This window comes from Rhodococcus jostii NBRC 16295, from assembly GCF_001894825.1.
GTDB lineage: Bacteria > Actinomycetota > Actinomycetes > Mycobacteriales > Mycobacteriaceae > Rhodococcus_F > Rhodococcus_F jostii.
Genome location: NZ_BCWY01000023.1, coordinates 69,255 through 92,765 on the forward strand (window position 1 = coordinate 69,255; position 23,511 = coordinate 92,765).

General features: G+C 67.5%; 30 protein-coding genes. 12 read left to right on the top strand and 18 right to left on the bottom strand.

Going from position 1 to position 23,511, the window contains the following annotated elements:
* Nucleotides 1-38: 38 nt before the first annotated feature.
* The 13 genes from RJ1_RS16705 to RJ1_RS16765 all read right to left on the bottom strand — a co-directional run bounded on the left by RJ1_RS16705 (nucleotide 39) and on the right by RJ1_RS16765 (nucleotide 7,855).
* Nucleotides 39-374, bottom strand: coding sequence for a gas vesicle protein K (locus RJ1_RS16705; protein ID WP_073361670.1), 336 nt, complete (start codon nucleotides 372-374; stop codon nucleotides 39-41).
* Nucleotides 367-576, bottom strand: coding sequence for a gas vesicle protein (locus tag RJ1_RS16710; protein WP_073361672.1), 210 nt, complete (start codon nucleotides 574-576; stop codon nucleotides 367-369). Before RJ1_RS16710 ends, RJ1_RS16705 begins: the two co-directional genes overlap by 8 nt.
* Complete coding sequence (locus RJ1_RS16715) at nucleotides 573-1,361, bottom strand: GvpL/GvpF family gas vesicle protein (protein WP_073361674.1); 789 nt, start codon at nucleotides 1,359-1,361, stop codon at nucleotides 573-575. The genes RJ1_RS16710 and RJ1_RS16715 overlap by 4 nt, the downstream gene beginning before the upstream one ends.
* Nucleotides 1,348-1,755: a gas vesicle protein gene (locus RJ1_RS16720; protein ID WP_073361676.1), complete on the bottom strand. Its 408-nt coding sequence runs from the start codon at nucleotides 1,753-1,755 to the stop codon at nucleotides 1,348-1,350. Before RJ1_RS16720 ends, RJ1_RS16715 begins: the two co-directional genes overlap by 14 nt.
* A complete protein-coding gene (locus RJ1_RS16725; protein ID WP_073361678.1) occupies nucleotides 1,752-2,042 on the bottom strand; it encodes a gas vesicle protein GvpO in 291 nt (96 codons plus the stop codon). Before RJ1_RS16725 ends, RJ1_RS16720 begins: the two co-directional genes overlap by 4 nt.
* A gap of 6 nt (nucleotides 2,043-2,048) precedes the next feature.
* On the bottom strand, nucleotides 2,049-2,300 hold the full coding sequence (locus tag RJ1_RS16730) for a gas vesicle protein GvpG (protein WP_073361680.1): 252 nt from the start codon (nucleotides 2,298-2,300) through the stop codon (nucleotides 2,049-2,051).
* Between the two features lie 3 nt (nucleotides 2,301-2,303).
* Nucleotides 2,304-3,083, bottom strand: a complete 780-nt coding sequence (locus RJ1_RS16735) for a GvpL/GvpF family gas vesicle protein (RefSeq protein ID WP_073361682.1) — start codon at nucleotides 3,081-3,083, stop codon at nucleotides 2,304-2,306.
* Entirely contained in the window at nucleotides 3,083-3,496 is a 414-nt protein-coding gene (gvpJ, locus tag RJ1_RS16740; RefSeq protein WP_073361684.1) for a gas vesicle protein GvpJ, read from the bottom strand. The genes RJ1_RS16735 and gvpJ overlap by 1 nt, the downstream gene beginning before the upstream one ends.
* Nucleotides 3,493-4,680, bottom strand: coding sequence for an SRPBCC family protein (locus tag RJ1_RS16745; protein ID WP_073361686.1), 1,188 nt, complete (start codon nucleotides 4,678-4,680; stop codon nucleotides 3,493-3,495). The genes gvpJ and RJ1_RS16745 overlap by 4 nt, the downstream gene beginning before the upstream one ends.
* A 5-nt stretch (nucleotides 4,681-4,685) precedes the next feature.
* Nucleotides 4,686-5,384 carry a hypothetical protein gene (locus tag RJ1_RS46760; protein WP_073361688.1) on the bottom strand — a complete coding sequence of 233 codons (699 nt, stop codon included), beginning with the start codon at nucleotides 5,382-5,384 and terminating at the stop codon, nucleotides 4,686-4,688.
* A 281-nt stretch (nucleotides 5,385-5,665) separates the two neighbouring features.
* On the bottom strand, nucleotides 5,666-6,352 hold the full coding sequence (locus RJ1_RS47750) for a hypothetical protein (RefSeq protein WP_240319845.1): 687 nt from the start codon (nucleotides 6,350-6,352) through the stop codon (nucleotides 5,666-5,668).
* Between the two features lie 9 nt (nucleotides 6,353-6,361).
* Nucleotides 6,362-7,585, bottom strand: coding sequence for a fatty acid desaturase family protein (locus RJ1_RS16760; protein ID WP_073361786.1), 1,224 nt, complete (start codon nucleotides 7,583-7,585; stop codon nucleotides 6,362-6,364).
* A 75-nt stretch (nucleotides 7,586-7,660) separates the two neighbouring features.
* Entirely contained in the window at nucleotides 7,661-7,855 is a 195-nt protein-coding gene (locus RJ1_RS16765) for a CsbD family protein (protein WP_073361690.1), read from the bottom strand.
* Between the two features lie 126 nt (nucleotides 7,856-7,981).
* On the opposite strand from RJ1_RS16765, the gene RJ1_RS16770 reads away from it, so the two are divergent.
* Together RJ1_RS16770 and RJ1_RS16775 are read left to right on the top strand one after the other, a co-directional pair.
* Nucleotides 7,982-8,683 (top strand): TetR/AcrR family transcriptional regulator C-terminal domain-containing protein, encoded by a 702-nt coding sequence (locus RJ1_RS16770; protein ID WP_073361692.1) that lies wholly within the window; start codon nucleotides 7,982-7,984, stop codon nucleotides 8,681-8,683.
* A gap of 18 nt (nucleotides 8,684-8,701) precedes the next feature.
* Entirely contained in the window at nucleotides 8,702-9,352 is a 651-nt protein-coding gene (locus RJ1_RS16775; RefSeq protein ID WP_073361694.1) for a CG0192-related protein, read from the top strand.
* 252 nt (nucleotides 9,353-9,604) lie between these two features.
* On the opposite strand, the gene RJ1_RS16780 is transcribed toward RJ1_RS16775, so the two are convergent.
* The 3 genes from RJ1_RS16780 to RJ1_RS16790 form a co-directional block, all read right to left on the bottom strand.
* A complete protein-coding gene (locus tag RJ1_RS16780) occupies nucleotides 9,605-9,841 on the bottom strand; it encodes a hypothetical protein (RefSeq protein ID WP_073361696.1) in 237 nt (78 codons plus the stop codon).
* An 87-nt stretch (nucleotides 9,842-9,928) separates the two neighbouring features.
* Nucleotides 9,929-10,258, bottom strand: a complete 330-nt coding sequence (locus tag RJ1_RS16785; protein WP_073361698.1) for a branched-chain amino acid transporter permease — start codon at nucleotides 10,256-10,258, stop codon at nucleotides 9,929-9,931.
* Nucleotides 10,251-10,991 carry an AzlC family ABC transporter permease gene (locus RJ1_RS16790; RefSeq protein ID WP_073361701.1) on the bottom strand — a complete coding sequence of 247 codons (741 nt, stop codon included), beginning with the start codon at nucleotides 10,989-10,991 and terminating at the stop codon, nucleotides 10,251-10,253. The genes RJ1_RS16785 and RJ1_RS16790 overlap by 8 nt, the downstream gene beginning before the upstream one ends.
* A gap of 77 nt (nucleotides 10,992-11,068) precedes the next feature.
* On the opposite strand from RJ1_RS16790, the gene RJ1_RS16795 reads away from it, so the two are divergent.
* From RJ1_RS16795 to RJ1_RS16820, 6 genes are all read left to right on the top strand, one after another.
* The gene (locus RJ1_RS16795) at nucleotides 11,069-11,509 is read left to right on the top strand and encodes an Lrp/AsnC family transcriptional regulator (protein ID WP_073361703.1); all 441 of its coding nucleotides are present in this window, start codon (nucleotides 11,069-11,071) and stop codon (nucleotides 11,507-11,509) included.
* Nucleotides 11,510-11,607: 98 nt separating this feature from the next.
* Nucleotides 11,608-12,582 carry an ERCC4 domain-containing protein gene (locus tag RJ1_RS16800; RefSeq protein ID WP_073361705.1) on the top strand — a complete coding sequence of 325 codons (975 nt, stop codon included), beginning with the start codon at nucleotides 11,608-11,610 and terminating at the stop codon, nucleotides 12,580-12,582.
* Nucleotides 12,583-12,741: 159 nt separating this feature from the next.
* On the top strand, nucleotides 12,742-14,109 hold the full coding sequence (locus RJ1_RS16805) for a hemolysin family protein (RefSeq protein ID WP_073361707.1): 1,368 nt from the start codon (nucleotides 12,742-12,744) through the stop codon (nucleotides 14,107-14,109).
* Nucleotides 14,102-15,115 carry a hemolysin family protein gene (locus RJ1_RS16810; RefSeq protein WP_073361709.1) on the top strand — a complete coding sequence of 338 codons (1,014 nt, stop codon included), beginning with the start codon at nucleotides 14,102-14,104 and terminating at the stop codon, nucleotides 15,113-15,115. Before RJ1_RS16805 ends, RJ1_RS16810 begins: the two co-directional genes overlap by 8 nt.
* Nucleotides 15,116-15,139: 24 nt before the next feature.
* On the top strand, nucleotides 15,140-15,670 hold the full coding sequence (locus RJ1_RS16815) for a hypothetical protein (RefSeq protein WP_174694996.1): 531 nt from the start codon (nucleotides 15,140-15,142) through the stop codon (nucleotides 15,668-15,670).
* Nucleotides 15,671-15,890: 220 nt separating this feature from the next.
* Nucleotides 15,891-17,360 (top strand): PepSY-associated TM helix domain-containing protein, encoded by a 1,470-nt coding sequence (locus RJ1_RS16820; RefSeq protein ID WP_073361713.1) that lies wholly within the window; start codon nucleotides 15,891-15,893, stop codon nucleotides 17,358-17,360.
* 31 nt (nucleotides 17,361-17,391) lie between these two features.
* Here RJ1_RS16820 and RJ1_RS16825 read toward each other — a convergent pair whose 3' ends face one another.
* Both RJ1_RS16825 and RJ1_RS16830 read right to left on the bottom strand, forming a co-directional pair.
* The gene (locus tag RJ1_RS16825) at nucleotides 17,392-18,060 is read right to left on the bottom strand and encodes an AIM24 family protein (protein ID WP_073361714.1); all 669 of its coding nucleotides are present in this window, start codon (nucleotides 18,058-18,060) and stop codon (nucleotides 17,392-17,394) included.
* A gap of 21 nt (nucleotides 18,061-18,081) precedes the next feature.
* Nucleotides 18,082-18,558 carry an Lrp/AsnC family transcriptional regulator gene (locus RJ1_RS16830; protein ID WP_073361716.1) on the bottom strand — a complete coding sequence of 159 codons (477 nt, stop codon included), beginning with the start codon at nucleotides 18,556-18,558 and terminating at the stop codon, nucleotides 18,082-18,084.
* A 135-nt stretch (nucleotides 18,559-18,693) separates the two neighbouring features.
* Between RJ1_RS16830 and pdhA the strand changes: the two genes are divergently transcribed.
* Genes pdhA through lpdA form a run of 4 tightly spaced genes read left to right on the top strand, consistent with a single transcriptional unit; the run spans nucleotide 18,694 to nucleotide 23,433 of the window.
* Nucleotides 18,694-19,830 carry a pyruvate dehydrogenase (acetyl-transferring) E1 component subunit alpha gene (pdhA, locus tag RJ1_RS16835; RefSeq protein WP_073361718.1) on the top strand — a complete coding sequence of 379 codons (1,137 nt, stop codon included), beginning with the start codon at nucleotides 18,694-18,696 and terminating at the stop codon, nucleotides 19,828-19,830.
* A 4-nt stretch (nucleotides 19,831-19,834) separates the two neighbouring features.
* Complete coding sequence (locus tag RJ1_RS16840; protein WP_073361720.1) at nucleotides 19,835-20,839, top strand: alpha-ketoacid dehydrogenase subunit beta; 1,005 nt, start codon at nucleotides 19,835-19,837, stop codon at nucleotides 20,837-20,839.
* Entirely contained in the window at nucleotides 20,836-22,059 is a 1,224-nt protein-coding gene (locus tag RJ1_RS16845; RefSeq protein WP_073361722.1) for a dihydrolipoamide acetyltransferase family protein, read from the top strand. The genes RJ1_RS16840 and RJ1_RS16845 overlap by 4 nt, the downstream gene beginning before the upstream one ends.
* Entirely contained in the window at nucleotides 22,060-23,433 is a 1,374-nt protein-coding gene (lpdA, locus tag RJ1_RS16850) for a dihydrolipoyl dehydrogenase (protein ID WP_073361724.1), read from the top strand.
* The last annotated feature ends 78 nt before the right edge of the window (nucleotides 23,434-23,511 follow it).

Genomic DNA, 23,511 nt, shown 5'->3' on the forward strand with positions numbered 1-23,511 from the left:
CGACAGCCACCCTAGGGTGCGCAGACCCCACCCCTTTGCTACTCGTCGGACAGCAGCGGCCCCAGCGGTCCGAGGTCGATGTTGAGGTCCTCGGGTGTCAGCCCGAAGTGGTCACGCAGTTCGGTCATGCGTTCCTCGAGAAGCATCAGTGTCGTACCGATCCGCTCGATCTGCTCGTCGCTGAGATCGCCGTGCTCGACTCGGCGCAGCGCCTGCCTCTCCATCAACTGGCGCAGCAGTTCGACGAGGGTGAGGACGAGGGTCACCAGGCCTTTCTCGACCGATTCGGGGTCGGCGTCGATGCGTTGCGGCAGAATGCGCCGCCCCTCCCCGTCCAGCGTATGCGGTTCGGGTTGGTCCACGGAATCACTCATCGACTGGTTCCTCGGCCTCCGGCCCCGGCACCAGTGCGCTCACCGAGGCGATCAGGGTGCGCAGCGAGATTCGCACCATGTCCACGTCGGCGAGGGAGAGGGTGATCTCGCCCGTGATGACGACTCCGCCACCGAGCACTCGGTCGAGCAGGTCGACGAGGGCGATGCGGCGGTTGTCCTCGGCCGGGACGATCTCACTCATGGGTTCGCCTGGTCGATCCCCGCGAACGAGTACGGGGGCCACGGCCCGGTCAGTTCGAGCGTCACTCCGTCGTGGTCGGCGTCGAGTGCCGTGACGGCCGAGGCGAATTCGTCGACGAGTTCGTCGGCCACCAGGTAGGTGCCGTTGAAGATCATCCACGCTCGTCTGCCGGTGATGGCCGGATCGGTCACCTGCTGGCGTCGGCCGTCGACGGCGTGGGACAGCAGGGCGGAATGTATCTCGCGCGCATGGTCAGCCGCCTTGCGTTCTACGTCCTGCTGGGCCGTCAACTCGGCGCGGCGGCGCAGCAGATACGCGGTCCCCTTGCCGCCGCCGCCCTTCGCGCCCGGTTCCTCGGCGGATGGCTGCGCCAGTGTTTTCGGGTCACCGTAGGCCTTGACTCCCCATTCGGTCCGCCCGGTGACCTGGCGCAGTGCGGCATCGAACTCCTCGTGACGCTCGTCGAGGAGGCGGCGAACCCGATCGTCGTCGAGGTACAGGGTGGCGAGACGCAGCGGAATGGTGGGCCCACAGCGCAGGACCGCGGCCACCACCGTGTCGTGGGCTCGCGCGGTCGCGGCCAGCCAGTCGAGATCCTCGAGGTTCCGCTGCAACGGACCTTCCCCGTACTCGCTCAGGCTCACCGATCCGACGACCGCGGCGAGGGCCGTTGACGCCACCACCCGCACCGGCTCGCCGGCCACACCGGTGACCCCGGACAGTTGCGCATCGCCGACGCTCGCCGACGTGATGCCGTACAGCCACACACCGTCACTCTCGGTCATCGTCCTCCCCTCGACGTCGTCCCTCCACCTGCACCGTTTCGCCGGCCTCGACGGCGGGGCGCACCGACCGGTCGGACTCGAGCGCGGCAATGCGTTCCTTCAGCTTCCGATTCTCGAGCTCGAGGTCGCTGCTCTTCCCGGTCAGCCAGGGGTCGTTCTCCCACCAATTGATGCCCACCTCCTTCGCGGTCTCGAGGGAGGCGATGACCAACCGGACCTTGATCGTCAGCAGTTCGATGTCGAGAAGATTGACCTGGATATCCCCGGCGATCACCAGTCCCTTGTCGAGTACTCGTTCGAGAATGTCCCCGAGGTTCGTGGACTGGTGCCCACCGCCGAATCCGCCACCGGAGCTCTGAGGCAGGTTGCTCGTCCCGCCGCCGGCGACGGTCATGACTGCCCGCTCCCGCTGTCACCGACACCGCGGACGTAACGCCGGGTTCGGCGGTAGGACAACAGTTGTCCGTCCAGATCCAGCACCACCTCGTACAACGCGAGCATGTCCGTCGACGACGGGATCCGCCGGTCCTCGACGACCTCCACTTCCACCGTCCACCCGTCGTCGGTGGGCATGACCGAAGTCGCACCGAGCGGCTTCTTGCCGGTCAGTTGCGTGATGTCACGCAGTGCGACCTGCGCGATTTCGGGTGCCGGCAACGGAGGCGGCTGCTCTTCCGCCATGGCCGATCACTCCTTCTCCGGAGTGGTGGGCGGTCCCGTTCCGGTCATTCGGTCGAGGATGGCCTGCTGCGCCTGCTCTTCCTCCTCGGCGGAGATCTCACCCGCCGCGCGGGCGTCCTCCAACTCCTCGAGGGCTCGGCGTGCACTCGCGGGGTTGTGCAGTTCCTCGTCGACCTGCCGCTGAATCAACTCGGCCAACGAGATCACACCCTTCACCGGTTGGAGCGGCAGCGTGGCGATGAACGACAGCAGACCCATCGGTCAGCCCTCCGGCTTCGCAGTCACCACGAAGTCGTAGGCGGCGAGCGGTCCGAGCAGACGCATGTCGACCCGGCCGTCCCACTCCTCGGCCAGTGCTCCCACCGCCTTCTCGAGTTCGTCCTGCCGAGCGACCTCGACGAGGACGGCGACCTGCGCGGCCTCCTCCTCGTGAGTCGGTTCCCGCACGTTGACCGAATCGGTCAGCGACGTGAGCGCCTCGACGACCTTCGCGGTGTCTTCGTCCCGCTTGGCCACGATGGCGTTGCTCACGATCTCGCCGAGCGCCATCCGTGCGTCGCGGGTGGCGTCCTCGGGCTGATCTCGGATGGTGTCTCGCAGTTTGCCTGCCTGTTCGTTCTCGTCGATCACCTCACGCAGGATCGCCTTCTCGACGTATCGCCCCTTCACGACGTACTGCGCCCGACCCTCCAGTTCCTCCAACGCCGCAGCGAACTCGTCGGCGTGCGCCGCGAGCAGTTCCTCCTCGACGGCGTCCTCATCGGTCATGACTGCCCCGAATCGGAGCGGGAGGACAGGTGCGACACGCGACGTGCCGTCCAGCAGGTGCGCGTGGGCCTGGAGGTCCTCGGGTTTGCCGAGCGGCCTGTCCACCGAAATTTCGCTGACGAGTGCCGCGATGTCGCCGTGCTTGACCGTGCTGACCGACCCGTCGCACACACCGACCGCGTCCTCTTCGGTCTCCACGTCGGCCGGCACGATGCCGTACACGTAGACACCGCTGACTTGCGGTTCGTCGGTGGTCTCCTTGGAACTCGCCATCACTTGTCACCTCGACTGGATTTACGTGAAACACGCTCTCGCTCAGGTTCTTCCTGTCCGCCGCCGAGGATGTCGCCGAGTTTCTCACCGGCGGACTCCAGTGCGCCCTTGGTTTTCGATTTGGCGCCGCCCTCGGTGACGTCCCCCACCAGGTCCGTGAGGCCCTTGGGCTCGCCACTGCCGATCTCGAGCCGGTTCACCGCCTCCGCGAACCGCAGGTACGTGTCGACGCTGGCGACCACGACGCGCGCGTCGATGGTCAGCAATTCGATGCCGACCAGCGAGACGCGCACGTACGCATCGATTACGAGGCCCTTGTCGAGGATGGTGTCGATGACGTCGGCGAGGCTACTCGAGCTCGGTCCGCCGCTGACTCCGCCGCCGCCACCACCTGCGGGTTGCACTGCGGTCATCGGTTTGCTCCCTGCCGGGAGCCGGCCGACTTGGCTGCGGTCTTGCGCGGGCGGCCCCGACGTTTCGGGGGTGCCTGCTCGGAACTGGAGGCCGCGGTCTTACGGGGGCGGCGTCGGCGTTTCGGTGCTTCCTCAGCCTCCTCAGCCTCCTCGTCCTCCGGCTCCTCGTCGGGTTCCTCGGACGCCGTCTCTTCCTCTTCGTCCTCGTCCTCGGCTGTTTCCTCCGGCTCTCCGCCCTCGTCCTCCTCGACCTCGTCTTCTTCGCCCTCGTCCGGTTCGACTTCGTCCTGCTCGTCTTCTTCCGGTTCCACCTCGTCCTGCTCGGGCTCGACTACCTCGCCGTCCCGGATCTCTCCGCGCCAACCCTCGATATCTTCAGGATGAAGGATCGACTGCGTCATGACGTGACGTCCGAAGTGCTTCAGTTCCAGGCGCGCTCGTCGTCCCTGTGCGCGCCACAGGTTTCCCGTCTTCTCGAACAAGCCCTTCGGGTGATACTCGAGGACCAGGAGGATGCGGGTGAGATCGGGGGTCACCTCGTGGAACGTCACCGCACCGTCGATGTAACCTTTGGCGCCCTTCGACCGCCACACGATCCGCTCGTCGGGCACCTGCTCGAGGATCGACGCTTCCCAGGTTCGGTGCGAGAGGAAGATCTTCGCCTTCCATTCGAGTTTCTCGTCCGATTCTTGTGCGACCCGTTCGACCTTCTTCATGAAGGACGGAAAGTCCTCGAACTGTGTCCACTGGTTGTAGGCCAGTTGCACCGGGACACCGACATCGATCGATTCGACGATGTTGGTGAGCTTGAGTTTCTTGCCACCCTTACCGCCACCCCCGCCGCCACCGCCGCCGGTGATCGTGTCCTTCAGGTCGGAGGCCGTGTCCTTCACACTGTCCTTCAGCCCGGTCAGGCCCGAGCCGAGCGCGGAGAACGGCGACTTGCCATCGCCCTCTTGGTCTTTGCCTTGCTCTTTGCCGGTGACTGCGGACAGCAGGCTTCCGCCGCCGCCCTCGGCGTAGTCGTTGAGCCTTCCCGAAGTGTTCGCCACCTTGTCCGAGACGGACGTCAGGGCCTTCTCGGCGACCGTGCCGACCAGCCGTTGCAGCGATTCCTGGAGCACGCTCGACATGCCCCCGTTTCCCGGTGCGGATTCCTGTAGCTTCTTCGCCGCGTTCGCCATCGCCCTCACCCCTCGCCGCGTCGGACGGGTGACGAATCAGTGGTGGCCTTGGCCCGCGTCCTGCGTCCGCGTGCCGGTGCCTCTTCTTCGTCGTCGTCGGATTTCTTGGTCCGCGACCTGCTCGAGGGCCGGCTGCTGCCGTTGCTCGACGCGCGACGCCGCGCCGCGGGGCGCTTGCGTGGTGCAGGCTCCTCTTCGGCCTCGTCCTCGTCTTCGGCGGGCTCCTCGTACTCGTCGTCCTCGTCCGCGTACTCGTCCTCGGGTTCGTCGGCAGCGGTCTCGTCGTCCTCGTCGTCCCGTGCACGAGAGCGTTTCTTGCGTCCGAGTCGACCCACATCGGCGACGTCGCTCACGGTGTCCGTGACACCCCCGACAGTGTCCGTGACACCGCTGACGGTGCCCGTGACCTCTTCGCCGCCCGACAACAGCCGATTGCTCAGAGAATCGATGCGCTGGCTGGCTGCAGTGATCGCGGCCGCCCTCGCCGCGTTGACCAACTCACCCCGAACGGAGTCGCCGATCTTGGCGATCTCGGGGGAGCTCGCGAGCATTTTCGTACCGCGTTCCAAGAGGTCTCGCGGTCCGCCGGGGAATCGTCCCGTCGCACCCGCGGCCGCGAGCATCAGCGCCATCTTCATTCTGTGTGTTCGGCCCAGCATGTAGCCGGCGCCGACGGCCAATGCCACCTGACCTTTGGTTTTCATCGTCGAACCCCTTCACCGAGTAGTCCCAGGCGCACTTCTCGCCAACTTCGGCAATGTGTCGCAGGACCGTTCTCGGTGATGTTCCGCAATACCGTGCGCGGTGAGGTGCGCCCTTGCCGACTACCCCAGCCGCGCGACGCTCAACCACCGGCGCGACCCTCGGTTCGGGCGACTACGTGGCGGCCGCTCTTCCTCGAATTCGGGTGCCGACAGGTTACCGGCGGACCGCCCCGATCCACGCCTGGAACAGGTGCCGCTCACCGATTCTCGTCCGTGGTGGCTCAGCCCGCGGCGGCCCGCACTGCGGCGATCAGCGCCGCGACGAGAAGGGCCAGCAGCAGGACGAGGAGGAGCACCGGGCCGAGCAGGAGGCCGACGACGAGGAGGAGAATGAGGGCGACCTTGGCCTTGCCGCTGAGTCCGGACACGAGCCCTTTGATCGCGGCCCACACAGGATTCTTGCCCGCCAGTGCGGCCCGGAGTCCTTCGAGCCCCGCGATCGCGCCGGGTCCGCCGTCCGCGACGGCCTCCGCGAGCGTGTCCGTCCATTCCTGGATCTTCTGTTGAATCGTCGCCGTCACCGCGTCGCCGCGACTTCGCGCCGCGTCCAGGAGCCGCTGAACCTCTGCCTTCAGCCAGTTGACGAGGATGTCGGTCAGCGGCGGCAGCGGGGTGCGCGCCGCGTCGGCCGGGCAGTCTCGTTCGTTCTCGTCGACAGCCGGTGCTGCTCGGCGTGGGCGCTGCGGTGCGGCGGGACGCGGGCGCCCGGACGCACGGGATCCGCCGTCTCGGGTGCGTGTGCGGGTCGTCGCGGGCCTCTTCGCCGTCGTGGACGACCGAGCCGCCCGGCGGGGCTCGGCGGTTGTCGTCCGTTCCTCACGAACAACCTTCGTACTTTTGCCGGCCGTGCGCCGGCGGGCAGGCTCGGCCGGTGTGGTCCGGCCGCTCGCCCTCTCTCGTGCACCCATACAGAGCAATTACCCCCGGGGTGATTCCCGAAACCGGTCCGGTTCTGCGGTCTCGACCGCAGCCCGCAGGGCCGTGCGCAGTCCGGCGCCCGCGGGCATCGTGGACAGAGCGCGGAACTTCCGTTCGGACGCCGTCTCGGGTGCGTCGTCGGAGGTGGCGGACAGAAAGCGGTCGGGCAGCGCCAGCTTGTGGATGGTGCGAAGTGTGAGGAAGTACTGCCGCGCAAGCGAACCGGTGGTGTAGGGCAGATCGTACTTCTCGCAGAGGGCGCGCACCTTCGTCGCGATCTCCGCGTAGCGGTTGCTGGGGAGGTCGGGGAACAGGTGATGCTCGATCTGGTAGCAGAGGTTGCCGCTCATGAACGCCAGTACGGTGCCGGCCCGGAAGTTCGCGGTGCCGAGCATCTGGCGGAGATACCACTCCGCCCGGGTCTCGTTCTCCAGTTCCGCCGGCGTGAACTTCTCGGCGCCGTCCGGGAAGTGTCCGCAGAAGATCACGACATACGCCCACAGGTTCCGCAGCAGGTTGGCGGCGAGGTTCGCCTTCAGCGTCCGCCGCCACCGCCGCCCGCTCAGCGCGGGAAAGATCAGGTAGTCCTTGCCCGACTGCCGGGCGATCTTGCCGATCAGGGCTCGCGTGTCGGCGGATTTCTCGGCGGCGGTGCCGGCTCGGGACTGTTCGGCATACAGGCCGTGCAGGGCGATACCCCACTCGAACGTGGCCGCCAGCAACAGGTTCCGGAGTGGCTGCAACAGATTGTCCGGCTTCCACGGCTGGTCGCGGGTGATGCGGATGACGCCGAATCCGAGGTCGTCGTCCATCCCCACGACGTTGCTGAACACGTGGTGGCGATAGTTGTGGGAGTACTGCCACTGCGACGACAGGCCTGCCATGTCCCATTCCCAGGTGCTGGAGTGGATTTCCGGGTCGTTCATCCAATCCCACTGCCCGTGCGACACGTTGTGCCCGATCTCCATGTTCTCGATGCTCTTGGCCACGGCGAGAGCCGTCGTTCCGGCGACCCATCCGGCCTTCGCCCGGCTTCCGAAGATCATCAGCCGCGCGGCAGCGTCCAGCGCACGCTGGAAGGCGATCGTGCGCCGGATGTAGGTGGCGTCCCGCTCCCCGAGTGAATCGGTGACGTCACGCCGGATGGCGTCGAGGTCGGTGCGCAGCGCCTCGACGTCCTCCGCGGTGAGGTGGGTGTATTCCTTGATGTCCGATATCGCCATGGGTGTGCTCCGGATTCCGAACCCGTCCACGTCACGGGCGGGGTGTCGAACCTCGGGAATTGTGCGTGAGCGGGGTCAGTGTTTGAACGTGTTCTTGATCTTGCGTCCTGCCTGTTTGATCTTGTCGCCGGCCTGCTTGGCGTTGCCCTTCGCCTCCTGCGCGCGTCCCTCGGCCTCCATGCGTTCGTTTCCGAGCGCCTTACCGACGTTCTTCTTGGCGACGCCCTCGGCGGTTTCGGTCTTGTGCCGGATCTTCTTCCCGATGCTCATGGCGATGCTTCTCGTCTCTCGGCGGGGTTGCACTCACCAGTGAACGCCGCAGGCCAGCAGCTGTCAACAGTGTAGATCTACGGTATAGGCCTACAGTGGACGAATGGAAGGCGCGCAGCAGTCGTGATGGCCAAGGCGCCCGCTCACCGTTCGATCCACTCCGACGGAGTCCCGATCACCCGCGAGCGGATCCTCGCGTGCGCGCTCGACCTCATCGACCGCGACGGAATCGACGGCCTGTCCATGCGCCGACTCGGCAAGGCGCTGGGCCGCGACCCGATGACCCTCTACCGTCATGCCCCGAACAAGGCCGCGCTACTCGACGGGGTCGCCGAGAGCGTCCTCGGACAACTCGAGGTCGATACCGGCGCTGGTGAGTGGACCGCCCAGCTACGGGAGGTCGCGCGGGGCTTCCGCCGGTTGGCGCTCGCTCATCCCCAGGTGGTGCCGCTGCTGGTCACCCGGCCGCTGTCGACACCGCTCGGGCTTCGACCGCTCGGCACCCTGCGCCCACTCGAGAACATCCTGACGCTCCTCACCGCGGCCGGCTTCACCGACGCCGACGCGCTGCACGTCTACCGGGCGCTGTTCGGCTTCCTCTACGGTCACGTCCTCAACGAGCTGCAGGAACTGGTCGAGAGCCCGGACGAATCCGACGACCTCCTGCGCCTCGGGCTGCACCGCCTGCCGATCGGCGAGTTTCCCCGCCTGCGTGGCCTGGCGCCGGTGCTGGCGTCCTACGACGGCGCCGCCGAATTGGAACGCGGCCTCGACATCCTTCTCTCGGGTCTCACCGCCACACTGGCAGAGCCGGACAGCCCGGGCTGACGAGGTAGCGTCGGCGGTGTGGCCCTCATCTACCAGGCTCAGCTGACCCCGACCAAAGCCGCGATGCTCCGCGACTGGATTCCGCGCCAGCCGTGGATCGGTTCGGCCGACGCGTCGTCACTCGAGGTGGCGGGTGCGTACCGGTTCGACGATCCCGACGGGGAGGTCGGCATCGAAACCCACCTGGTCCGGACGGCGGACGGGCAGGTAGTGCAGGTGCCGGTGACGTATCGCGGTGCACCGTTGGCAGGCGCGGAGTCGGCGTTGATCACCACGATGCACCATTCCGTGCTGGGTGAGCGGTGGGTGTACGACGCCTGCGCCGACCCCGTCTACGTGCGGGCCCTGGTGACGGCCATCGTGGCGGGAGGCACCGAGGCGAAACTCGAGTTCGCCTCGCCCGGTGAGCGACCCGAGGTGACCACCCGGGTGTCGGGCAGCGGCTCGCCCCGCTCGGCGGTACCCGTCGTCGACGCCGTGACGTGTGCGAGCGCGGGAGCGAACACCGTCATCACGTCCGGCGACATCGACGTGGAGTTGGTCCGAGTGCTCGATTCCGACCGCGTCCCCGACGATCAAGCGCTCGCGCTCGGGGGCATCTGGCCCGGCCAGGACGTGCCTGCGCTGCTCGCGATCGCGCATTCGACAGCTGTCGGTCACAACGGATGACTCGTTGGCAGGAATATCGGAGCCGGAATGGTGTTGAATAGAGCTGACGGTGTCGGACATACCCCGGGTACCACATTAATGACGTCGCTGCGAGCGACCACTTGCCGAGAGGCGATATGACGGCACCGTCGCCGAAGCCGTCGGCACCGTAAGGTGCCGGCGGCTTCTTTGTGCCTGCATAGGGCGCTGCGCGCCTCGTGAGTGGTTGACGAGTCCCCATGCTCGTCAACCACTCACGGGCAGCGAAGCTGCCTACTGTTCCTTCTTCAGGCGGGCGGCGAGCATCGCTTTGCCCAGGTCGCCACCCTTCCGGCTCACGGCTTGGGCACGGCGGAAGAAGTCGGCCAGTTCGGCGTCGCCGTCCATGTCGGCGTCCGAGATGTAGCCCTCGAGACGCAGAGCGTTGCTCAGTGACGCTTCGACGAACCAGATCAGGTTGTAGTCCTTGTCCCGAATGCCCGTCACCGAACCTGCTTCTTGTTCACTCATCAGTGCGTCCTTCCCGAGAAGTGGCCGACTGTCGTGTGGTTCCTGCCTACCCGCGCGGTTGCGTCGTAAACGTGAGGCGCGCCGGGCTCAGACGAATACCCAGTTCATCAGGACGACGTACAGGGCCGTCCCGACGACGATCGAGAGCACCGCGTTCTTGCGCCACAGGTGCACGGCCGCCGTCGCCCCCACCGCGATCAGTTCGGGTATCCCGTGTGACGGCGCGGTGACGGAGACGTTCTTCAGCGAGTACGCCACCAGGATCAGCATGATTCCCGCGGGCAGGTAGACGCCCAGGTAGCCGACGACAGCGGACGAGCGCAACGGCATGACGATCGCGAAGGGGACGGCGCGCAGGGCGAACGTGACGACGGCCATGATCGCGATGGCCGTGAGGATGTAGCCGGCGTCAGGCACGGGTGGTCACCTTGCTGCGGGTCAGGAGGTACCGGGCGACGAGCAGGGCCACGAAGGATCCCATCGCGATCGGCAGCATGTGTGCGGGGTCGACGAGTCGCGCAGTCAGCGCGCACAGCACCGCCATCGCGGGGACCGCGTAGCCGCGTTGGGCCCGAATGGCCTCGATGGACAGCACGACGAACAAGGCGGTCAGCGCGAAGTCCAGCCCGACGATGTTCTCCGGGATCCATTGCGCCGCAGTCGCTCCCAGCATCGCCCCGCCGATCCAGTACGCGTGGAGATACAACTGCGAATACACGATGACCCGGCCGGACAACGACTTACGATCGCCGGTGACCGTCATGGCGTACGCCTCGTCGGTCAGGGCGAACATGCTGTAGAGGCGGGCCGCTCGACCCTTGACGGCGTCGAGGGGAAAGCTCAACGCGTAGAACACGTGTCGGAAGTTCACCAGCAGCGCCGTCAGCGCGATGTACGGGAGTGGCGTCATCGAGGCCACCATGCCGACCGCGATGAATTCGAGTGATCCGGCATAGATCAGCGAGGTGAACACCAATGCCCACCAGGGGTTGAAACCCTGTTGAACGACGAGAACACCGAGGGCGATCCCCAGCGGGACGAGCCCGATTCCGACGGGGAGCGACGCCTGCAGGGCGCGTCGCCATTCCGGGGTGTGCCGGCGGTCGGAGTCGGCGGCGGCCGTCGGGAGGGTTGCTGGATCGATCACCACGCAAATCTATAGCAATTATCGCGGTGCACGATTGCGAGCAAATGCCCGAAAGTGGCATCATGCGCAATAATAGTGCGATGGATGCCATCGATGAGGCAATTTTGGACCACCTGCGCGCGGACGCCAGTCTGACCAACACCGAATTGGCGGATCTGGTGGGTCTGACGCCGTCCCCGTGCCTGCGCCGGGTCAAGAAGCTCGAGGCGGACGGCATCATCACCGGTTACCGCGCCATCGTCAGCCAGGAGGCACTCGATCGGGGCTTCCAGGTGATCGTCACCGCGGAGATCGGGGTCAACGACCAGGCGACGATCGAGCAGTTCGAGTCGCGGGTCGCTGCCTTCGACGAAGTGATCGAATGCCGCAGGCTGTTCGGGATCCCCGACTACTTCATCCGGGTCGCGGTCCGCGACCTCGCGACGTACGAGAACTTCATGGCCACGAAGCTCAGCGGACTCCCGGCAGTGTCGCGGGTGACGTCGCTGATCACCATGAAGACGATCAAGAGCGTCGACTGATTCCGCGACCTGCCCATAGAACTCGAGATGTTTCTGCGGGATCTACTGTCCGTCGATTTTCGTGGTGTGTTCCACGCACGGTCCCTTACTCTGGCGCTATGCCCGACGACCTGCTGATCGCGCGGAATCCGGAAGCGGATTCGACGCTTCCCTATCTGGTGCGGGTTCCGCTGGGACCGGGCGGCATTGTTGTGAAGGCAAGGCAGCCCTGGCCCCGCGAATCCAAGGTGTACTGCCACCGGGCCGAGGGGTGGCCGGCTGACGCCGAGATCCTCGAGCGGCTCGAGGTCCGTTCGTGCACCCGGCGAGGCCCTGCGATCGACCTGGTGCTCACTCGTGCCCGGGAGAACCGCTCCCAGCTGGTGGTGACCCGAGCGCGGGGCCGGGAGATGATCTTCTGGCAGTCGCCGCGCACCGCCAAGCAGGCGAGGCCTGCCGTCACGGTGCCGACGGCGCGGGCCCACGGCCGCGTGCTCGACATCGTCGTCGACACCGCCGAAAAGTATCCGTACACCTTCGGGAAGCAGCAGGCGACCACGATTCGGCGACGACTGTCCGCGGGCGACTACGCGGTTGAGGTCGGCGACGAGATCGTGGCAGTGGTGGAACGCAAAACGCTCGAGGATCTCGCGGCGAGCCTGCTGTCCGGGCGGATGACGTACGCCGCTGCGGAGTTGGCTGCGCTGCCTCGGGCCGCCGTGGTAGTCGAGGACCGGTACAGCCGGCTGTTCAAGCTCGAACACGTCAGCGGCGCCAAGGTCGCGGAGGCGCTGGCCGAATTGCAGGCTCGGTTCCCGACGCTGCCGGTGACCTTCTGCGAGACGCGGCAACTGGGACAAGAGTGGACCTACCGCTGGCTGGGTGCCTGCCTGCACGAATGGGAATCAGCTCAGGCGACCAGCGATCTCGAAACGACGTTTGCGACGGCTCCGCCCGTGGTGCCTGCGGAAGTGGACCTGCAGAGCCCCGGGGTCGTCCGCGCCTGGGCTCGGGCTCAGGGGATCGCGGTGTCGGACAAGGGACGGATCCCGGCCGCGGTGATGCGAGCGTTCTCGGCAGCTCACGCGGAGTGAGACCGAGCACCCGCCGACCGCGAGAGTAAAGAGTCCTTTACTATGGGTGATTCATCCCCCGCATACAGAGAGAGCCATGACCAGCGCTTCGCGCCCCCGAAGACCCAGCCCGCCCCAGCGTGACCCCCGCAGCATCGAACGCACGTCGCGGGTGAACCCATGACGACCCTCCTGAGCATCTTTCTCGGTGTGGTCGTCGTATCACTGATCACCGCCCTGACCGGCTATTTCGTCGCCCAGGAATTCGCGTACATGTCGGTCGACCGCTCGCGGCTGAAGGCAAGGGCAGAGGCGGGCGACGCCGGAGCGGCCCGCGCCCTCGCCGTCACTCGCCGCACGTCGTTCATGCTGTCCGGCGCCCAGCTCGGCATCACCGTCACCGGCCTGCTCGTCGGCTATGTCGCCGAACCCCTGATCGGCCGCGGCCTCGGTGAACTCCTCGGTGGAGTCGGCATCCCGACCGCCGTCGGGATCGGCGTCGGCGCCGTCCTCGCCGTGCTGTTCTCCACCTTCGTCCAGATGCTCTTCGGTGAGCTCTTCCCGAAGAACCTGGCGATCGCCCGGCCCGAACCGGTGTCACGGTGGCTCGCGTTGTCGACCACCCTCTACCTGAAGCTTTTCGGCTGGTTGATCTGGCTGTTCGACCAGTCGTCGAATCTGCTATTGCGCGCGCTGCGGATCGAGCCGGTCCACGACGTCGAGCACTCGGCGACCCCCCGCGACCTCGAGCACATCGTCGCCGAATCGCGCGATGCCGGGGACTTGCCGCGGGAATTGTCGACGCTGCTCGACCGAATCCTCGACTTCCCCACCCGCACCGCGGGACACGCGATGATTCCTCGCGCCCACGTCGACACCGTCCACACCGACGAACCCCTGAGCAGCGTTCTCGAGAAGATGGGTGCCGGCCACACCCGCTACCCCGTCGTCGGGACGTCCACCGACGATCTCCGTGGTGTCATCCACCTGCACGACCTGCTCGGCGAGCAGTCCGACGGTGCGGCCGGCTCTCGGGCCCGCGCGGCCGTCGTCGTGCCGACGTCGCTGCCGCTGCCCGACGTGCTGGAGAACCTGACGACGGCGGGCGACGAGATGGCGCTCGTCGTCGACGAATACGGCGGTTTCGCCGGTGTCATCACGATCGAGGACCTCGCCGAGGAACTCGTCGGTGAGATCGCCGACGAACACGATCCCGAACTCGATGTGTCGGTGACGGGCTCGGAGTCCGACGGCTGGACGATGCCGGGCGATCTGCACATCGACGAGGTCGAACGCGTACTCGGCCACGACCTGCCGTCCGGTGACTTCGAGACGCTCGCCGGCGCCGTCATCGCGGAGTTCGGTGCTCTCCCCGTGGTCGGGGATGTCGTCGCGATCCGGGTGAATCCGGATCCGGCCGACCTGATCAACGACGCAGAGCCACCCGTCCGCAGCCTCGACGTCGAGGTTCGCGCGGTCGACAAGCACGTTCCGTCCTCGCTGTTCGTGCGGCTCCGGGTGCTGGAAAGTGAATCGGTCGATGAGTAATCCGTGGATCATCGTGGTGGTCACGGTCGGACTGATCGCGGCCAGCGCGTTCTTCGTGGCGATCGAGTTCGCCCTGATCGCCGCTCGCCGCCACCGGCTCGAAGACGCGGCGCCCACCAGCCGGGCGGCCCGCGCCGCTCTGCGCAGCGCATCCGAGTTGTCGGTGCTGCTGGCCGGATCGCAGCTGGGTATCACCGTCTGCACTCTCGCGCTCGGCGCCGTCACGAAGCCGGCCGTGCATCACTGGCTCACCCCCGCGTTCGAGGGGTGGGGCGCCCCGCTGTGGCTGGCGGATGTGCTCGGATTCGTGATCGCCCTGATCATCGTCACGTTCCTGCACCTCGTCGTCGGCGAGATGGCCCCGAAGTCGTGGGCGATCGCGCACCCCGAGAAGTCCGCGACACTGCTGGCGATCCCGATGCGCGGGTTCATGTGGGCCACCCGCCCCGTGCTGGTGGCCCTGAACCGCATGGCCAACTGGTGCCTGCGGAAGTTCGGCGTGGAACCGGTCGACCAGGTGGGAGCGGGCCAGGATCCCGACGCGCTGCGTCACCTCGTCGAGCACTCGGCGACGGTGGGCACACTCGACGAGCGGTACCACGGACAGCTGACCAGCGCCCTGGAACTCCAATCGCTCGCCGTGCGAGACATGATGCGGCCGAACACGTCCCCGAGCAGTGTCGCCCCGGACGCCCCCGCGGCGGCGATCAGGGGGGCCGCGGATCGGAGCGGTCACCTCCGACTGCTCGTGCGTGACGAGGACGGGATCCGCGGTGTGGTGCATGTCCGGGACAGTCTGCAGGCCGGCGCGGGAGTCACCGCCGCCGACCTCATGCGCCCGGTGCTGACGCTCGACGCAGGCGCCGCGGTGTACGAGGCGTTGCACATCATGCGCGAGACCCGCAGCCATCTGGCGATCGTCACCGACGATCAACGACTGATCGGTGTCGTCACGCTGACGGACGTCCTCGCCCGACTGCACCCGGCCACCGGGGCGTCCGTCTGACCCGTCGAGCGGTATCCTCGCGGGGTGAATTCACGGTTGGATGTGGTCGCGCGGGTGCGCGGCTCCTTCGTGGGTTCTCTGTCCGGGGCGGTCAGCATCGCCGCGCACGGCGTTGCCGGGGGCGGAATGCCGCCGAGCGAGGGCTCGGTGGTGCTGCTTCTCGCGGCCTGCGCCGCAGTCGGCGCGTCGGTCGCCGCTGTCCGGGTGGCCGGCCGTGAATGGTTGTTCGTTGTGTCGGTGCTCGCGGCAGGCCAGATGATCGGCCACACGACGCTGGCGTTGGCCTCCGGTCACGGTCACGGGCTGGGACTTTCCGCCCCGATGATCGCCGCGCACCTCGCCGCGATCGCAGCGGCCGCGGTGCTGGTGCGGTCCGCCGAGCGTGCATGCCTGCGGGCGCTGGCCGCTCTGTCACGCATCGCGCTCGCCGTTCTGGCCCCGCTGCAGGTCGATACCGGCACGTGGACGGCCATCCCGGTCTACCGCGCGAAACTGTCGTTGTGGCTGCTGGTCGCCGCGGGCGCCGGCACCCGCGGACCGCCCGCTCTCGTCTGATCCAGATTTCTCACCGCCGCCCGGCGCGCACACCCGTTGTGTGACTCGCCGGTCCGGCGTGTCCTCGCACGGCACCAGCAGATTCTCCATCGAGTCCCGGTGCCGATCACTTCCTGAGTCGGCGCGTCCTGACGTGTCACCTCGAGTCAGCGGCGCGCACCTCTGCGCGGCCTCGAGGGGGCCGGGTGCCCGACTCACCCGAAATCGAATCGAGAGCGTCATGTCCATCCCCGAACTCGAACGCGACAACCCGGTCGCGTCCGCCCCGTCCTCCGCGGTGTCGAAGGATTCCTCGCCGCCGCGCAGTCTTCGCCCGCTGATCCTGCGGCTGCATTTCTATGCGGGGATCCTCGTTGCGCCGTTCCTGGTGATCGCCGCCGTGAGCGGCGGCCTCTACGCCCTGGCACCGTCCGTCGAGCAGTTGGTCTACCGCGACTACCTGCACGTCGACTCGACCGGTCACGAAGCGCCAATGTCCGAGCAGGTGCGGGCAGCGCAGCAGGTTCGCCCCGACCTCGCCGTCGCCGCGGTGCGTCCGGCGAGCGAGCCGGGTGAGACGACGCGGGTGATGTTCACTGACCCCACGCTGGGAGAGTCGGAACGCCTCGCCGTGTTCGTCGATCCGGTCGACGCGCGGTCGGTGGGCGAGCTGGTGGTGTACGGCAGCAGCGGCGCGCTGCCGATGCGAACGTGGATCTCCCAGCTGCACCGGCACCTGCACCTGGGTGAGCCCGGCCGCATCTACAGTGAACTCGCCGCGTCGTGGCTGTGGGTGATCGCGCTCGGCGGCGTGTACCTGTGGGTGCAGCGCTACCGCACCGCCCGCGCACGGAACGCCGACACCGCGCGGCTGTGGACCCTCGACCGGTCCAGCCGCGGCCGCAATCGCACCCTGAGCTGGCACGGTGTGGTCGGCATCTGGATCGCGGTCGGCCTGGTGTTCCTCTCGGCCACCGGACTGACCTGGTCGAGGTACGCGGGCGAGAACGTCGACGAACTCCGCACCGCCCTGAGCTGGACCACCCCGAAGCTCGACAAGAAACTGGAGTCGGCCCCCGCCGGCGGCAGCGCAGCGTCGGGGGGTCACGACGGGCACGGCGCAGGGCACACCCCGGCGTCGGATCCGGGAATCCTCGACCGCAACGTCGGTGAACTCGACACCGTCCTCGACGTGGCGGAGCGGGGCGGTGTCACCGGTGCCGTCGAGGCAACCGTCCCCGCCGACGCCTCCACCGCGTTCACGGTCACCGAGACCCGTCAGCCGTGGCAGTTCTCCACCGACTCGATCGCCGTCGACGGAGCCACGGGCGCGGTGACGGACCTGTCGCGGTTCGGCGACTGGCCGCTCGCCGCGAAGCTGACGTCCTGGGGCATCGCCCTGCACATGGGGCTGTTGTTCGGCCTGCTCAACCAACTGGTTCTCGCCGCGCTCGCGGTGGCGCTGCTCGCCGTGATCGTCCGCGGCTACCTCCTGTGGTGGCGGCGCAGGCCCACCCGCGGCACCCGCCGGCCGATGGGCAGGCCACCCGTGCGGGGCGCCTGGCGCCGAATCCACCCGGCCACGGCCGTCGTCGGGGTCGCCGGCGTCGTCCTTGTCGGCTGGTTCGTGCCGCTGCTCGGCCTCAGCCTCATCGCGTTCCTCCTCGTCGATGTCGCGGTCGGTGCGCTCGCCCGCGTGCGGGCAGGGTGAGTGAGCGGGGCACCCCGCGCAGCCGCAGCGGTTACGGCTTGGGAACCGGGTGCCCTTCCGACGCCTGAACGACGACGAACCCGGTTCCGGTGAGGCACAACTGATAGGCCTCACCGGAACCGCGGCCGATCGCGGCGCCCATTTTCGCGGTCTTGCGGATGGTCGACTGCAGACCCGTCGACCACAGCACCGCGCTCTGCATGTCCACGTAGGTGGGGGTATCGACGTTCAGGACGACGGGAGTGCCGTAGATGGTGACGGCGAGGACGCCGCGGCCGGTGAACGTCGTGTTGAACAGTCCGCCGCTGAGCATCGACGCGCCCTCGACCCGGTTGATGTCCCAGTTCAGGGAACTGTCGAAGGCGAGGACGTTGGAACCGCTGACGGTCACCGACTCGCCCTCGAGTTCGAGGAGGAAGATCTCGTCGGCGTCGCGGGCGAGGAACACGTCACCGGTGCCGGACACCTTCATCAACGACATGCCCTCGCCAGTGAACGCCTTCTTGAAGAACTTCCCGACGCCGCCGCTGCCCTGGTAGGCGAAGTCGACATCACCCTGGTAGGCGACCATCGATCCCTGCCGGGCGAAGAAGTGTCCCTCGGTTCCGGCCAAGTCCACCTTGAGCATTCGCGGGTTCTGCAACACGAAAGTGCCCGGCTCGCCACTGCGTTCGGCGTTCTTCATCAGGTCGCTGCGCATGACGAAATCCTATCGGTCCCGTCAACGAACCCATTCCGGTCCGGGCCCGTTGGCCTCTTCGAAGATCAGCCACGTCTTGGTCGCCTGCACTCCTTCGAGGCTCTGCAGGCGCTCGAGGACGACATGACGCAGTGCGCTGTTGTCCGGTGCGCGAACCAGGACGAGAACGTCGAAATCGCCGCCCAGCAGCGAGAAGTGCTCGACGAAGGGCAGCGTCCGCAGTTGGGTGGAAATTCCCCGCCACGAGTCCTGCCTGATCGAGAGGGCGATGAACGCGGAAGATCCGAGTCCCGCCTTGGAGTGCGAGATCCGGGTGGTGAAACCTTCGATGATCCCCGCTTCCTGCAACCGCTCGATGCGGACGTACGCGTGTGCGCGGGAGATGTGTGCCTTCTCCGCCAACGCCCGCATCGAGATGCGGCTGTCGGCGACGAGTTCCTTGATGATCCGGCGGTCGATCGCGTCGAGTCGGTACGTGTCCGCTGAGTCGTCTGCCATCTGTCCATCCCTGCTGTGGTCGCTCACACCCCGGAGAGACATTCTGCTCCCGACAATGCGAGTTTAGGCCATTCGTCTCCAGTTCCAGCTTCTCGTTGTCTATCGGTCATCCGATTGCGAGCATTGACGAACACAATGCATCTGGAGGTAGACGTGACGCTCGTAGAGCCGCCCCTGGCGAGGCCATATCGGAAGTTCCTTCCCGCCGAGCGCGCGGTGCAGTATCTGGACGCGGCCGGCGAGCTCACCGAGAGCGAGGCGCGGTACCCGAAGCCGAGCGACGACCGCCTGGTGGAGATGTACCGGAACATGGTGCTGGGCAGGCGCTTCGATCAGCAGGCGACAGCGTTGACGAAGCAGGGCCGGCTGGCGGTGTACCCGTCGTCGCGGGGTCAGGAAGCCTGCCAGATCGCGGCGGCGATGAGCCTGCACACCGGCGACTGGATGTTCCCCACGTACCGCGACTCGGTGGCGCTCGCCGCGCGCGGCATCGACCCGGTGGAGATCCTCAGCATGCTCGCCGGCAACTGGCACTGCGGCTACGATCCCGCCCGGCACCGCAGTGCGCCGCAGTGCACCCCGCTGGCGACCCAACTCCTGCACGCGACCGGCGTCGCCTACGGCGAACACCGCAAGGGAAACGACACGATCGCGCTGGCGTTCTGCGGCGACGGCGCCACCAGTGAGGGCGACTTCCACGAGGCCCTCAACTTCGCCGCCGTGTTCAAGGCTCCGGTGGTCTTTCTGGTGCAGAACAACGGCTTCGCGATCAGTGTGCCGCTCGCCCGGCAGAGCGCGGCGCCCACGTTGGCGCACAAGGGCGTCGGCTACGGAATCGGCAGCGAGCAGGTGGACGGCAACGACCCGGTTGCCATGCTGGCGGTGATGGACGAGGCCGCGAAATTCGTCCGCGCCGGCAACGGTCCGGTCATCGTCGAGGCCCACACGTACCGGATCGATGCGCACACCAATGCCGACGACGCCACCCGTTACCGTGATTCCGCCGAGGTCGAGCAGTGGCTCGGGCGCGACCCGCTGGCCCGGCTGGAGAAGTACCTGCGGGGCAAGGGTTTCCTCGACGACGCATCCGCGGACGCCCTCGCGGCGGAGGCCGAGGCCGCCGCGGCGACGCTGCGCGCGGGCATGAACGTCGACCGCACCGCCGACCCGATGGATCTGTTCCGGTACGTCTTCGCCGAACCCACCCCGCAACTTCGAGAGCAGCAAGCGCAGGCGGAAGCCGAACTGGCCGCCGAGTCCGAGGAGAACTGACACCATGCCCGTGCTCACCATGGCCCAGGCCCTGAACACCGCGCTGCGCGACGCCCTCGCCGCCGACGAGAATGTCGTCGTCTTCGGGGAGGACGTCGGCACCCTCGGCGGGGTCTTCCGCGTCACCGACGGCCTCACCCGCGACTTCGGCGACGACCGGTGCTTCGACACCCCACTCGCCGAATCCGGCATCATCGGCTTCGCGATCGGCATGGCGATGGCCGGGTTCACGCCGGTCGTCGAAATGCAGTTCGACGCGTTCGCCTACCCTGCGTTCGAGCAGATCGTCTCGCACGTCGCGAAGATCCGGAACCGCACCAAGGGAGCGCTGTCGGTGCCGATCGTCATCCGCATCCCGTTCGCCGGCGGCATCGGCGGGGTCGAGCACCACTGCGATTCCAGCGAGGGCTACTACTCCCACACCCCCGGCCTGAAGGTGGTGGCTCCGTCCACCGTCGAGGACGCCTACACCCTGCTGCGCAAGGCGATCGACGACCCGGACCCGGTGATCTTCCTCGAACCGAAACGCCTGTACTTCTCCCGCGCAGACGTCGACCTCGCGGTCGGAGCGCCGATCGGGCAGGCCGCGGTTCGCCGGTCCGGCCGGGACGCGACCATCGTCGCGTACGGGCCGTCGGTGACCGTCGCGCTCGAGTCCGCCGAAGCGGCCGCGGCGGCGGGTCGCGACATCGAAGTGATCGACCTGCGGTCGATCGTGCCGTTCGACGACGAGACCGTGATGGCGTCGGTCCGGAAGACCGGTCGGTGCATCGTCATTCAGGAGGCGCAGGGATTCGCCGGGGTCGGCGCCGAGATCGCCGCCCGCGTCCAGGAACGCTGCTTCCATCACCTGCACGCACCGGTGTTGCGGGTCAGCGGATTCGACATCCCCTACCCGGCACCGAAACTCGAACACCTCCACCTGCCGAGCGTCGACCGCGTCCTCGACAGCGTCGACCGGTTGCAGTGGAACGACTCCGTCGACACCCGCTGGGCGGTGACCGCATGAGCAACCAGGTGTTCCTGCTCCCCGACCTCGGCGAAGGACTCACCGAGGCCGACATCGCCGAATGGAAAGTCCGGGTCGGCGACACCGTCACCATCGACCAGGTGGTCGTCGAGGTCGAAACCGCCAAAGCCGCCGTCGAGGTGCCGATTCCCTTCGAGGGCACCGTGATCTCCCTGCACGGCGACGAAGGCGCGACGCTGAAGGTGGGCACCCCGCTGATCACCGTCAGCGGGGCCCCGGCCGCGCACCGGCAGTACCGCGAGGAAGAACGAGCCGGGACCGGATCGGGCAACGTCCTCATCGGATACGGCACCAGCGAGGACACCCGGCAGCGGCGCCGGCGTGTGCGTCGCCCGGAGGTCGCACCTGCACCGCGGTCCACGGGCGGCGTGCGCGTCATTTCGCCGATCGTGCGGAACCTGGCTCGGGACAACGCCGTCGACCTGACCGCCCTGCCCGCCACCGGACCCGGCGGGGTCATCACCCGCGCGGACGTCGAGCGGGCCATCACCACAACGCCCGCCGACGCACAGCGGATTCCGATCAAGGGTCTGCGCAAGGCCGTTGCCGACAAGCTGTCGACGAGTCGCCGGGAAATCCCCGACGCGACAACGTGGGTGGATGTCGACGCCACCGAACTCCTCGCAGCCCGCCGGGCGATCAACGCGGCACTGCCCGACGACGAGAAGGTCGGCCTGCTGGCACTGCTCGCACGATTGGCCGTCGCCGCGCTCCGGCAGTTCCCGGAACTGAACTCGACCGTCGACACCGCACGCAACGAAATCGTCCGCTACAACCAAGTGCACCTGGGCATCGCGGCGCAGACGCCGCGCGGACTGGTCGTCCCGGTGATCGAGAACGCCGACGCGCTCACCACTGTCGAACTGGCACAACACCTGCGGGACACCACGGATCTGGCCCGCGAGGGAACACTCCCGCCGGCGCGACTGTCGGGCGGCACGTTCACCCTCAACAACTACGGCGTGTTCGGGGTCGACGGGTCCACCCCGATCATCAACCACCCCGAGGCCGCGATCCTCGGTGTCGGCCGCATCGTCGACAAACCCTGGGTCGTCGACGGGCAACTGGCCGTCCGGAAGGTCACCCAGGTGTCGCTGAGCTTCGATCACCGAGTCTGCGACGGCGGCGTCGCCGGCGGATTCCTCCGACTGTTCGCCGACTACCTCGAAAACCCGATCGCCGTCCTGGGGAGGCTGTAGATGACCGGCACGCACAGCGACGTCCTGATTCTCGGTGGCGGTTCCGGCGGGTACGCCTGCGCGTTCCGCGCCGCACAACTCGCACTGTCGGTCACGCTGATCGAGGCCGACAAGGTCGGCGGAACGTGCCTGCACCGGGGCTGCATCCCCACCAAGGCGCTGCTGCATTCCGCCGAGGTCGCCGACACCGCCCGCACCGGCTCAGCTTTCGGTGTGCGCACGACGTTCGACGGCATCGACCTCGACGCGGTGCACGAGTACAAGAACGGCACGATCGACCGGCTGTACAAGGGCCTGCAGGGATTGATTGCGCATCACCAGGTCACCACCGTCAGCGGGCACGGCACCTATGTCGGAGACCGGACGATCGAGGTGAACGGCGTCCGCTACACGGGGTCGTCCGTGGTGCTGGCCACCGGGTCGTACGCCCGCACGGTGCCGTTCATCGAACTCGGTGAGCGCATTGTCACCAGCGACGACGCACTGAAGCTCGGGTTCGTCCCGAAGAAGGCTGTCGTTCTCGGCGGCGGGGTGATCGGGGTCGAATTCGCCAGCGTCTGGGCGTCGTTCGGTGCCGAGGTGACCGTGGTCGAGGCGCTTCCCCGGCTGGTCGCCGCGGAGGATCCGTGGTGCTCGAAGCAACTCGAGCGGGCCTTCCGCAAGCGCGGCATCTCCGCCCGCACGGGTGTGAAAGTCGAGTCGGCGAAGGAATCCGCGGACGGGGTCCTCGTCGAACTCGAGGGTGGGGAGACCCTCGACGCGGACGTCCTGCTCGTTGCTGTGGGGCGCGGGCCCCGCACCGCCGACGGCGGATTCGCCGAACACGGAATCACTCTCGACCGCGGCTTCGTCGTTGCCGACGAACGGCTGCGCGCCGGCGTCGACGGCGTGTATGCCGTCGGGGATGTCGTGGCCGGACTTCAGTTGGCGCACCGCGGATTCCAGCACGGCGTCTTCGTGGCCGAGGAGATCGCCGGACTCGCACCCGTTCCCGTTGCGGAGCACCTCGTTCCGCGGGTGACGTACTCGCACCCGGAGGTCGCGTCCGTCGGATTCACCGAGGACGCAGCCCGTGAACGGTACGGCGACGTCACGTCCGTCGTGTACGACCTCGCCGGCAACGGCAAAAGCCAGATCCTGAACACCGCCGGCGGGGTCAAGGTCGTGCGGGCCGGCGACACCGGCCCCGTCGTCGGAGTGCACATGGTCGGCGACCGCGTCGGTGAACTCATAGGCGAAGCGCAGCTCACCGTCGCCTGGGAGGCCCTGCCCTCCGACGTGGCGCCCTTCGTCCACGCGCACCCCACGCAGAACGAGGCTCTGGGCGAAGCAATGCTCGCGCTGTCGGGGAAGCCGCTGCATAGGCACGGCTGACCGAACGCCGACGGAGACCGCGCGGGACCTTTCCGTCATCTTTCGAAAGCACGTGGTCGACGTGTTACTGCGGTATCT

Bases quoted from the DNA above. Each gene is read 5' to 3' on its own strand.
- RJ1_RS16800 (WP_073361705.1), top strand. From the start codon at position 11,608: ATGCCCGACGACCTGCTGATCGCGCGGAATCCGGAAGCGGATTCGACG.
- RJ1_RS16760 (WP_073361786.1), bottom strand. From the start codon at position 7,585: ATGGCGATATCGGACATCAAGGAATACACCCACCTCACCGCGGAGGAC.
- gvpJ (WP_073361684.1), bottom strand. From the start codon at position 3,496: ATGACCGCAGTGCAACCCGCAGGTGGTGGCGGCGGCGGAGTCAGCGGC.
- RJ1_RS16730 (WP_073361680.1), bottom strand. From the start codon at position 2,300: ATGGGTCTGCTGTCGTTCATCGCCACGCTGCCGCTCCAACCGGTGAAG.
- RJ1_RS16845 (WP_073361722.1), top strand. From the start codon at position 20,836: ATGAGCAACCAGGTGTTCCTGCTCCCCGACCTCGGCGAAGGACTCACC.
- lpdA (WP_073361724.1), top strand. From the start codon at position 22,060: ATGACCGGCACGCACAGCGACGTCCTGATTCTCGGTGGCGGTTCCGGC.
- RJ1_RS16770 (WP_073361692.1), top strand. From the start codon at position 7,982: ATGGCCAAGGCGCCCGCTCACCGTTCGATCCACTCCGACGGAGTCCCG.
- RJ1_RS46760 (WP_073361688.1), bottom strand. From the start codon at position 5,384: ATGAAAACCAAAGGTCAGGTGGCATTGGCCGTCGGCGCCGGCTACATG.
- RJ1_RS47750 (WP_240319845.1), bottom strand. From the start codon at position 6,352: ATGGGTGCACGAGAGAGGGCGAGCGGCCGGACCACACCGGCCGAGCCT.
- RJ1_RS16825 (WP_073361714.1), bottom strand. From the start codon at position 18,060: ATGCGCAGCGACCTGATGAAGAACGCCGAACGCAGTGGCGAGCCGGGC.
- RJ1_RS16710 (WP_073361672.1), bottom strand. From the start codon at position 576: ATGAGTGAGATCGTCCCGGCCGAGGACAACCGCCGCATCGCCCTCGTC.
- RJ1_RS16820 (WP_073361713.1), top strand. From the start codon at position 15,891: ATGTCCATCCCCGAACTCGAACGCGACAACCCGGTCGCGTCCGCCCCG.
- RJ1_RS16720 (WP_073361676.1), bottom strand. From the start codon at position 1,755: ATGACCGTCGCCGGCGGCGGGACGAGCAACCTGCCTCAGAGCTCCGGT.
- RJ1_RS16725 (WP_073361678.1), bottom strand. From the start codon at position 2,042: ATGGCGGAAGAGCAGCCGCCTCCGTTGCCGGCACCCGAAATCGCGCAG.
- RJ1_RS16745 (WP_073361686.1), bottom strand. From the start codon at position 4,680: ATGGCGAACGCGGCGAAGAAGCTACAGGAATCCGCACCGGGAAACGGG.
- RJ1_RS16795 (WP_073361703.1), top strand. From the start codon at position 11,069: ATGGATGCCATCGATGAGGCAATTTTGGACCACCTGCGCGCGGACGCC.
- RJ1_RS16765 (WP_073361690.1), bottom strand. From the start codon at position 7,855: ATGAGCATCGGGAAGAAGATCCGGCACAAGACCGAAACCGCCGAGGGC.
- RJ1_RS16830 (WP_073361716.1), bottom strand. From the start codon at position 18,558: ATGGCAGACGACTCAGCGGACACGTACCGACTCGACGCGATCGACCGC.
- pdhA (WP_073361718.1), top strand. From the start codon at position 18,694: ATGCATCTGGAGGTAGACGTGACGCTCGTAGAGCCGCCCCTGGCGAGG.
- RJ1_RS16840 (WP_073361720.1), top strand. From the start codon at position 19,835: ATGCCCGTGCTCACCATGGCCCAGGCCCTGAACACCGCGCTGCGCGAC.
- RJ1_RS16805 (WP_073361707.1), top strand. From the start codon at position 12,742: ATGACGACCCTCCTGAGCATCTTTCTCGGTGTGGTCGTCGTATCACTG.
- RJ1_RS16735 (WP_073361682.1), bottom strand. From the start codon at position 3,083: ATGGCGAGTTCCAAGGAGACCACCGACGAACCGCAAGTCAGCGGTGTC.
- RJ1_RS16705 (WP_073361670.1), bottom strand. From the start codon at position 374: ATGAGTGATTCCGTGGACCAACCCGAACCGCATACGCTGGACGGGGAG.
- RJ1_RS16780 (WP_073361696.1), bottom strand. From the start codon at position 9,841: ATGAGTGAACAAGAAGCAGGTTCGGTGACGGGCATTCGGGACAAGGAC.
- RJ1_RS16715 (WP_073361674.1), bottom strand. From the start codon at position 1,361: ATGACCGAGAGTGACGGTGTGTGGCTGTACGGCATCACGTCGGCGAGC.
- RJ1_RS16810 (WP_073361709.1), top strand. From the start codon at position 14,102: ATGAGTAATCCGTGGATCATCGTGGTGGTCACGGTCGGACTGATCGCG.